At 52.2% G+C, this 9,251-nt stretch carries 9 protein-coding genes and 1 pseudogene; 7 read left to right on the top strand and 3 right to left on the bottom strand.

Annotated features, from left to right (window positions below):
• From BZG14_RS13885 to BZG14_RS13865, 5 genes and pseudogenes are all read left to right on the top strand, one after another.
• A pseudogene (locus BZG14_RS13885) lies at window positions 1–132 on the top strand (glutamate synthase); the annotation flags it as partial.
• A gap of 129 nt (window positions 133–261) precedes the next feature.
• Window positions 262–957 (top strand): 5'-methylthioadenosine/S-adenosylhomocysteine nucleosidase, encoded by a 696-nt coding sequence (gene mtnN, locus BZG14_RS13880; RefSeq protein ID WP_069363570.1) that lies wholly within the window; start codon window positions 262–264, stop codon window positions 955–957.
• Between the two features lie 12 nt (window positions 958–969).
• Entirely contained in the window at window positions 970–1,929 is a 960-nt protein-coding gene (locus tag BZG14_RS13875) for a cobalamin biosynthesis protein (RefSeq protein WP_077609010.1), read from the top strand.
• Between the two features lie 12 nt (window positions 1,930–1,941).
• Window positions 1,942–2,790, top strand: coding sequence for a vitamin B12 ABC transporter substrate-binding protein BtuF (gene btuF / locus BZG14_RS13870; RefSeq protein ID WP_077484335.1), 849 nt, complete (start codon window positions 1,942–1,944; stop codon window positions 2,788–2,790).
• A gap of 20 nt (window positions 2,791–2,810) precedes the next feature.
• Window positions 2,811–3,422, top strand: a complete 612-nt coding sequence (locus tag BZG14_RS13865) for a TRIC cation channel family protein (RefSeq protein ID WP_077484497.1) — start codon at window positions 2,811–2,813, stop codon at window positions 3,420–3,422.
• Between the two features lie 55 nt (window positions 3,423–3,477).
• Here the strand turns inward: BZG14_RS13865 and tyrS are convergent, their stop codons facing one another.
• Entirely contained in the window at window positions 3,478–4,665 is a 1,188-nt protein-coding gene (tyrS, locus tag BZG14_RS13860; RefSeq protein ID WP_069363416.1) for a tyrosine--tRNA ligase, read from the bottom strand.
• A 244-nt stretch (window positions 4,666–4,909) separates the two neighbouring features.
• Here tyrS and BZG14_RS13855 point away from each other — a divergent pair, with 244 nt between their 5' ends.
• On the top strand, window positions 4,910–6,232 hold the full coding sequence (locus BZG14_RS13855; RefSeq protein ID WP_077456562.1) for a peptidoglycan DD-metalloendopeptidase family protein: 1,323 nt from the start codon (window positions 4,910–4,912) through the stop codon (window positions 6,230–6,232).
• A gap of 74 nt (window positions 6,233–6,306) precedes the next feature.
• On the opposite strand, the gene erpA is transcribed toward BZG14_RS13855, so the two are convergent.
• Window positions 6,307–6,648: an iron-sulfur cluster insertion protein ErpA gene (erpA, locus tag BZG14_RS13850; protein WP_021022145.1), complete on the bottom strand. Its 342-nt coding sequence runs from the start codon at window positions 6,646–6,648 to the stop codon at window positions 6,307–6,309.
• 213 nt (window positions 6,649–6,861) lie between these two features.
• Between erpA and hemL the strand changes: the two genes are divergently transcribed.
• Window positions 6,862–8,154 carry a glutamate-1-semialdehyde 2,1-aminomutase gene (gene hemL, locus BZG14_RS13845; RefSeq protein WP_077484333.1) on the top strand — a complete coding sequence of 431 codons (1,293 nt, stop codon included), beginning with the start codon at window positions 6,862–6,864 and terminating at the stop codon, window positions 8,152–8,154.
• A 120-nt stretch (window positions 8,155–8,274) separates the two neighbouring features.
• Here the strand turns inward: hemL and glsB are convergent, their stop codons facing one another.
• Window positions 8,275–9,195 (bottom strand): glutaminase B, encoded by a 921-nt coding sequence (gene glsB / locus BZG14_RS13840; RefSeq protein WP_077484331.1) that lies wholly within the window; start codon window positions 9,193–9,195, stop codon window positions 8,275–8,277.
• Between the last annotated feature and the right edge of the window lie 56 nt (window positions 9,196–9,251).

Raw genomic sequence — 9,251 nt, 5'->3', positions numbered from 1 at the left:
ATCTTATACCAAACCACGAACCCCAAAATTTTTGCCGGGGGCGATGCGGTGCGCGGCTCCGATTTGGTGGTAACGGCTATTGATGAAGGTCGCAAAGCCGCGGACGGCATCATGGACTACTTAGAAGTATAACGCGGGCGACATCCCGTTTGATATCCTTCACGTAGACATCGATGTTATCGATCCAGAAGTGCCTCGAAGGAGGCACTTTTTTATTGCCTCATGTACACTAACGGCATTTACACCAACAGGGTTATCAGCATGAAAATCGGTATTATTGGCGCCATGGAGCAAGAAGTCACTCTACTGCGCGACAAGCTGGAAAATAGCGCCACTCATCAAGAAGGCGGCTGCACCTTTTATACGGGCACTTTGCAAGGCCATGATATCGTGTTACTTCAGTCTGGCATCGGTAAAGTTGCCGCTGCCGTTGGTACCAGTTTGCTGCTATCACAATTCAAGCCCGATTGGGTGATCAACACAGGGTCGGCCGGTGCGTTTGAGCCTTCACTCAATCTGGGTGATGTGGTGGTGTCTTCAAAAGTCTGTTATCACGATGCAGATGCCACTGCATTCGGCTATCAAATGGGACAAGTGCCGCAGCAACCAGCAGTCTTCGAGTCCGATGAAGCGTTAATGCAACTCGCGGAAAAAGCCGTGGACAGCCAAACACATGTGGTGCGCGGCTTGATCTGTACCGCCGATACCTTTGTCCACACCGAGGCCCACCGCCAACATATCCATACCCACTTCCCAGATGCGGTGGCCGCCGAAATGGAAGCGGCAGCGATCGCGCAAGTGTGTGCCCAGTTTGCCACGCCTTTTGTGGTGGTGCGTGCTATCTCGGATGTGGTCGCCGAAAAAGAGTCACCCATGACCTTTGAAGAGTTTCTGCCGTTAGCGGCCAAAAGCTCATCGGCCATGGTGGAAAACATGGTCACAATGATCGACGCCTAATCGCACGCCCCCATGGATGATTTGCTCAATCCGCAACAATGGATGATCTACGCCGCCGACCAAGGACGCTTATGGGCACTGTGGTTGGCGGTATTCGTGCACTGGCTACTCCCATTGCCCGGTCAATACTCCCCGTTTCAATACTGGCGGCAGTATGCCGACTTGCTCGCGAGCCAAGTCAACAAAGACACAGACCCTAAGCGCCAGCGTAAGCTTGCCGGTGCGCTCGCCTTAATCTTGATGGGTGGCACCCTCGCGATTTTTTTAATCGCCACCCGCGAGCTGGTGTGGTCACGCCCCCTGTTCGATGCCATATTGCTCTGGCTCGCACTTGATTGGCGACCGATCGATAAGTTTGGCCATGCCATCGCCCATGCAATAGACCAACATGACAAAGGCGCAGCGCGCGCGTTGCTCGCCACCCGCGTCAACCGTGAAACCGAGTCTCTGTCATTGATTGGAATAGGGAAAGCGGCAGCGGAAACACTGCTTCTCGGCACCGCGCGACACTGTGTTTGCGTGATATTTTATTATTTGCTGGCAGGCGGCGTAGGTGCCTTGCTGTACACCAGCTTGGTACACCTTCACCGCGTTTGGACCCCAAGCCGCTTAAGCTACTACCCATTTGGCTTGGCCAGTGCCCGCTTATTGAACCTGTTGGATATAGTGCCAATGGGGCTGTTTGCGATGATCGTGGCAATGAGCCGTCAACCTTGGTCACACCTGAAAACCGGCTGGCAGCAGGGCAGACGCTGGCGAACGCTTGGATCAGGTTGGCTACTCGCCTGCGCGGGCAGTCGCTTCCAGCTCTCTCTAGGCGGCCCAGCCGTCTATCAAGGCACCAAGACCTTGAGAACCAAAATTGGCTATGGGGTCACCCCTGCTTGTTATCACCTTTTATTGCTGCGCTTGWAGTTAACCCACAGTGTTTTAATCTGGCTCGGGTTATGCTCTTTGGTTTTAATCGTTTAAGGACACTGATTGATGCCGCGTTTTCGTGCCCTTTTTACCCTTTTTCGCTTGCAAGCTTGGTGGCTTGTCTTGGCTTTAATATGGATGCCTTTTGCACACGCCACCCCGCTGCGAGTGATTAGCCTCGCTCCCCACGCCACCGAGCTAGCTTATGCCGCTGGGCTGGGTCCTAATATGGTCGCCGCCAGTGCTTACAGTGATTATCCGCAGCCAGCGCAATCGCTTGAACGCGTGGCCAACTATCGGGGCGTCAAACTCGAGCGCATTATCGCCCTGCAACCCGATCTTATTTTAGCTTGGCGCGGCGGGAACCCACCCAAACCTCTGGAAGCACTGGCGGAATTAGGCTTTACCATCCGTTACCTCAACCCCAACACGCTCAGTGATATTAGTCAGTTTATTCGCGAGCTTGGCGATTACAGCGAGAGCCCAGACATTGCCACGCGCAATGCCAACGCCTTTGATCAAAAACTGGCGCAATTAAACGCCCAATACCGCGATGCAGAGCCCGTTCCCTACTTTTATTTGCTCAGTGACACGCCTCTGATGACCGCCAGTAACCGCGCTTGGCCGAGTCAGTTATTTCGCTTGTGTGGCGGGAAAAATATCTTCGCCGATAGCGCCGCCGCCTATCCACAAGTCAATATGGAGCAAGTCATCACACGTACCCCCAAGGTGCTTTTCCACACGGGCGAGCAGCCACCAGACAGTTGGGATTCGATGGCCGACTTTCTGCCTAATACGACGCACCAGTTTACTTGGCCACTTAACCCGGATTGGCTCACTCGCGCGACCCCTCGCGCATTAAACGCGGCCGAGCAAATTTGTACCGCCCTCGATAAAGTCCGTCAGGCGCAATAGGATTTAGCATGACTCAGACCATGATTTTGTATTTATTCGACTTATTCGGTACGGCCGTGTTCGCGATTTCCGGTGTGCTGGTGGCGGGTCGTTTACGTATGGATCCCTTTGGTGTAGTGGTTCTCGCCTGTGCCACCGCTATAGGCGGCGGGACAGTCCGAGATATGGCAATCGGTGCCACACCGGCATTTTGGATTACCGACACCACCTATATTTGGGTGATATTGGCCACCTGTGTCGCCACTATGCTACTTATTCGTCACCCTCGCCGTCTTCCCTGGTACGTGTTGCCTTGCGCCGATGCTGTTGGGCTGGCGGTCTTTGTGGGTATCGGCGTCGACAAGGCCCTCAGTTATGGCGCATCTCCTTTGGTGGCGGTGATCATGGGCGTGATTACCGCCTGTGGTGGCGGCATTATTCGTGATGTGCTCGCGCGCGAAGTGCCTATGGTGCTGAGAACAGAAGTCTATGCCACCGCCTGTATTGCCGGCGGTATCGTTCACACCCTCGTCGTTCAAGTCAGCCCAGACACTGTCACGGCCTCTATTGTCGGTATGGTCACCACACTATTGATTCGCTTAGCGGCGATCCGCTGGCATTTATCGTTACCGCCGTTCGCACTAGACCGCTAAATAAAAAGCCCTTGCGTCATGGCAAGGGCTTTCTTAGTTGACGCATACAAGGTATTTAGCTGAGCGTCACCCGAGCAAACTTGCGCTTGCCCACTTGGTAAACGGCTTCACCGGCGGCTGGCACAAGCTTGGTATCTTCAACCTTTTCACCATCAATTTTCACCGCGCCTTGGCGAACCATACGCAGTGCATCAGAGGTGGAATTAACCAGCCCAGCTTCTTTTAACAGATTAGCAATTGCCATACCTTGCTCGAAGGTAAAGCTTGGCATCTCATCCGGCATTGCGCCTTTTTGGAAACGATTGACGAACGTTTGTTCAGCGGCATCAGCATCGGCGTCGGAGTGGAAGCGCGCGATGATTTCTTTGGCTAGCAAGATCTTAATATCACGCGGGTTTTTCCCGGCTTGTACGTCTTGCTTAAACTGCGCTACCTCCTCAAGTGGGCGGAAAGACAGCAGCTCATAGTAATCCCACATCAGATCGTCAGAAATCGACATGATCTTACCGAACATGTCATCCGGGCGCTCGCTTACACCAATGTAGTTATGTGCTGACTTAGACATCTTTTTCACACCGTCTAATCCAACCAGTAGTGGCATGGTCATCACCACTTGCGGGCTTTGTCCTGCTTGTTTTTGCAGCTCACGCCCCATCAGCAAGTTGAATTTTTGATCGGTGCCGCCCAACTCAACATCCGCTTCTAGCGCGACGGAGTCGTGCCCTTGAAGCAGTGGGTAGATGAACTCATGGATAGCAATGGCTTGGTTGCTGGTATAGCGCTTTTTAAAGTCATCACGCTCAAGCATACGAGCCACGGTAGAGCTTGCTGCCAAACGGATCATGCCATCTGTGCCCAGCTCTCCTAGCCATTTCGAGTTAAATTCGATACGCGTTTTCGCCGGATCCAGAATTTTGAACACCTGCTCTTTGTAGGTCTCTGCGTTTTGCAGCACCTGCTCACGCGTCAAAGGCGGACGGGTTGTATTTTTACCACTTGGGTCACCTACCATACCGGTATAGTCGCCAATCAAGAAGATCACTTCGTGGCCAAGCGCTTGAAAAGCTCGCAGCTTATTAAGGATCACTGTGTGACCCAGGTGGATATCGGGTGCGGTGGGATCCGCGCCAAGTTTGATGCGAAGAGGACGATCCTCTTTCAGCTTCGCCACCAGCTCGTCTTCCGGGATTACTTCATCTACGCCACGTTTTAGCTCTGCTAGCGCGGCTTCCAGGCTCGCCATAGTCTCTTGCTCCTACCCAATAGGCAAAAATGTGATAAACCGACATATTACTCGAATAGCGACAGTTTTTGAAACCAGTTAAACTGATAGAGTGTGTACAAGGTGCGCGCAGCGGCTGCCGTCAAAAGATGTATGTGGTCTTTGTGTCAGCCGTGTCAAATCTACTTCAGGGCATCATCCCCAATAAAACCGATTGGGTGTCTGACTGTCATAACTTTATTCGTAGTGATTCAACATAGTCTTCATGCCGTTAAATAAACTCGCAGCCTTACCCAAGTTACATAAACTCGTTATCGGTGCATTAAGCGCATTCATTGTCTTGTTAATGTTGGTACCAGACGGCGCCGATACGCCGCGCCCTAAACCTAATTTCGAACCGGGAAAGCATTACCCTTTACCGGTTGAGGCCGTCTCACTCCTGCCTCCCAAAGATGAGATGCCCGCGCAGTTTAAGCGCAATATCCACTGGCAAACCTATGAAGTACAGCCTGGCGAGAGCATGGCGCTATTGTTTAGCCGTGCGGGGTTAAGCCCCACCACTCTCTATCGTCTCGTCAATGCCGACGAAAGAACGCAAAGTCTCGCTTACTTAAATCCAGGCGATGAAGTACGTCTAGGGGTCGATGATGACGGCGAGCTGGTGCAGCTCATTCAACCACGAGGCAGTAACGAAACCCTGATCGTGAATAAAATTGATGAGAGCTATCAATCACGGCTGGAAACCAAGCACGTTGATACGCAGCTAAACTTTGCCCGTGCGACCATCAAGTCAAACTTTTGGCAAGCTGCTTCTGATGCTGGATTAAACCCAAATCAGATCATGCAACTCGCGGGGATTTTTGGCTGGGATGTGGATTTTGCCCTTGATATTCGCAATGGTGATAGCTTTTCAGTGCTGTACGAGGAAGAGTTTGTCGAAGGAGAGCATATAGGCAGTGGCAATATCCTCGCCGCCACCTTCACCAACCGAGGCGATACCTTCACGGCAGTACGCGCCAAAAATGGCAAGTACTACACACCGAGCGGCAAGGCGATGAAAAAGGCGTTTTTGCGCTCACCGGTTAACTTCCGCTATGTCAGCTCAAACTTCAACCCACGTCGTTTGCACCCGGTCACTGGCCGTGTAAAGCCGCACCGTGGCACCGATTATGTTGCGCCAGTGGGAACCCCAATCAAAGCCGCCGGGGACGGCGTGGTGATGAAAGCCTCATACAACCGCTTCAACGGCAACTATGTGTTTATCCGCCACAGCTCGACCTATATCACCAAGTATTTGCACCTGACCAAGCGTAAAGTGAAAACCGGTCAGCGCGTCAAACAAGGGGATATTATCGGTACGCTAGGCTCAACAGGGCGCGTGACGGGTGCACACTTGCACTATGAGTTTCTCGTTCACGGTGTCCATAAAAACCCGCGGACGGTAAAACTGCCTGAAGCCAAGTCTCTTCAAGGTGAACAAAAGAAGGCGTTTGTGCGTTTGGCTGAGTCACGCATGGCTCAGTTGAGTAAGTTTAACCAGCTGTTGGCCACAGTTGGCAGCCTTAACCACTATAACCGTGGCGGCTAATCAGCTCTGCGGATCAAAGACGGCGCCTGCAGGCGCCGTTTTTGATTGTCGTCAGCGGTATCGCCACAACACGATTAAACGCTAAATGACGCACCACAACCACAAGTCGTTGTGGCATTAGGGTTATCAATGAAAAAGCGCGATCCTTCAAGGCCCTCGGTGTAGTCGACCTTCCCGCCCATCAGATACTGTAAGCTCATAGGGTCAACCACCAGCATCACGCCGCTTTTCTCGATCTCCATATCTCCTTCGTTGACGTTTTCATCGAAGGTAAAACCATATTGGAAGCCGCTACAGCCACCACCGGTGATATAGACGCGCAACTTCAGGTTGGGGTTTTCTTCTTCCTGAATCAGCGTCTTTACCTTGGTTGCCGCGGCCTCAGAAAACTCTAACGGCAAAGGTGCTTCGCTCATTGTTACCTCACATGCTCTTTGTGCTAATTATTCGATTATCCAATACCTGAGTAAAGTGTTCAAGTATTGCGCGTTTGATCGCAACTGTGATCAGTACGTATTAATTGCCAATCTTGTCTTAACGAAATCATACTCTACCTCGCCAGTGTTCCGTATCTTTGGTTAAAATACGCCAACGCAATTTAGGCCAAGCCTTACCAAACAGGATATGTCATGACCAAATCAGCACAACTTTTTCAACAAGCTCGACGCACCATTCCCGGTGGCGTGAATTCTCCCGTGCGTGCTTTTGCCGGTGTCGGCGGCGACCCTGTCTTCATGGAGCGTGCTGACGGCGCGTACATTTTTGATGCCGACGGCAAAGCTTATATCGATTTTGTTGGCTCTTGGGGGCCGATGATCTTAGGCCATAATCACAGCGCAATCCGCGAAGCCGTGGTGGATGCTGCTCAGCGTGGCCTCAGCTTTGGTGCGCCAACTGAGAGTGAAACAACCTTATCGGAGCTGGTAGCAGAGTTAGTGCCTTCGATGGAAATGGTACGCATGGTGAACTCAGGCACTGAAGCGACCATGAGCGCCATTCGCCTTGCGCGCGGATTTACTAAACGCGATAAATTCATCAAATTTGAGGGCAACTATCACGGCCATGGCGATTGTTTGCTGGTCAAAGCGGGGTCTGGTGCCCTCACCCTCGGTGAACCCAACTCTCCAGGGGTGCCGGCCGACTTTGCCAAGCACACTCTGACCTGCACCTATAACGACCTAGACTCGGTGCGCCAAACGTTTGAGACCTATCCTGACGAGGTGGCGTGTATCATTGTTGAGCCGGTATCCGGCAACATGAACTGTGTGCCGCCGCAACCCGGCTTCTTACAAGGTCTGCGCGAACTGTGTGATGAGTTCGGTGCCTTACTGATTTTTGATGAGGTCATGACTGGCTTTCGCGTGGCATTAGGTGGCGCGCAAGCTTACTACGACGTCAAACCTGACTTAACCACATTAGGCAAAATTGTCGGTGGTGGTATGCCAGTGGGGGCATTCGGGGGACGTCGTGAGGTAATGGAATACTTGGCTCCGACAGGGCCAGTATACCAAGCGGGAACACTCGCCGGGAATCCCGTCGCCATGGCGGCCGGTCACGCCTGTTTGTCTGAGCTTCGCCAGCCAGGTAACCACGATTACTTGGCCCATGTGACCCATCAGCTCGCAGAAGGGTTCAAATCCTTAGCTGACAAACACGGTATTGCGCTGACCACGAACCAAGCAGGCGCGATGTTTGGCTTCTTCTTCACCGAGCAAGAAACCGTCACCTGCTTTACAGATGTGCAACAGTGTGACACCGAGCGCTTCAAGCGTTTCTTCCACTTGATGCTCGAGCAAGGCGTGTACTTGGCCCCTTCTGCGTTTGAGGCTTGCTTTACCTGCTTAGCACATGGGCAAAAAGAAATTGATGCCACGCTCGCGGCCGCTGACCATGCTTTCGCCACATTGGCCGCTGACGCCTAGCTCCTTGATGTTATCGCGGTATCGCCGTGATGCTAAAAAGCCCCACAGATGACTGCGGGGCTTTTTGTACTCAAAGGTATGCATATTGCCCTCATCGTGGGCGCAATATCGAGGTTGACACTAAAATATCGAGCGGCCAATTCGAGCCGATAATAGCTCCAACGCAGCCGTTCCCGCTAAGGAATTGCCCGAAGGGTCTAGCTCCGGCGACCAGACGGCAATCGACATCTCACCAGGCACAACGGCAATAATACCCCCGCCTACCCCGGATTTACCTGGCATGCCTACGCGATAAGCAAATTCACCCGCACCATCGTACAAGCCACAAGTCGCCAATAAGGCGTTCATCTGTTTGCTTTGTGTCGGGCTCAAGATAGCGGTGTCATCACTTAGCGGTGTCCCTTTATTGGCCAGGTAGAAAAACGCCTTTGCCAAGTCGACACAGCTCATCTCTAACGCACAATAATGAAAATAGTTGGTTAATACTGGCACCACATCATTATCAAAATTGCCAAACGCACGCATCAGATAGGCAATCGCTGCATTTCTGTCGCTGTGCAGCATTTCTGAATCCGCCACCGCCTTGTCGTAACACAAATGTGGATTACCCGCGAGGTGACGTACAAATTCAAGCATCCGTTGACGAGGCGCAGACTGGCGTGTGTGTAGCATGTCGCTGACGACCAATGCACCAGCGTTAATAAAGGGATTACGCGGGATCCCTTGCTCCATCTCAAGCTGGATTAACGAATTAAACGCTTGTCCAGAGGGCTCTTTGCCCACACGCGTCCAGATTTCCTCTGCTTGATAGTTTTGCATCGCCAGAGTCAGGCTCAACACCTTGGAGATCGATTGAATAGAGAATGCCTCATCAGCATCGCCAGCACGGATCACATCGCCATCTTTATAACATACTGCGATCCCGAGTTTGTGATTGGCCACATCGGCTAATGCGGGAATATAGTCAGCCACCTTGCCTTGTCCAATTAATGGCCGAACATCGTCAAGAATTTGCTCGAGTAATTGCGCACTGGGTTTCAAGGGCAGCTTCCTTCTACAACATAGGACAAAAAAGCCAACCTCAGGTTGGCTTTAAG

Origin of the sequence: Salinivibrio sp. IB282, assembly GCF_001995685.1 — a bacterium.
In the GTDB taxonomy this organism is placed as follows: domain Bacteria; phylum Pseudomonadota; class Gammaproteobacteria; order Enterobacterales; family Vibrionaceae; genus Salinivibrio; species Salinivibrio kushneri.
The sequence above is the reverse complement of the archived record's forward strand: the minus strand, read 5'-3'. Positions and strand labels throughout refer to the sequence as shown.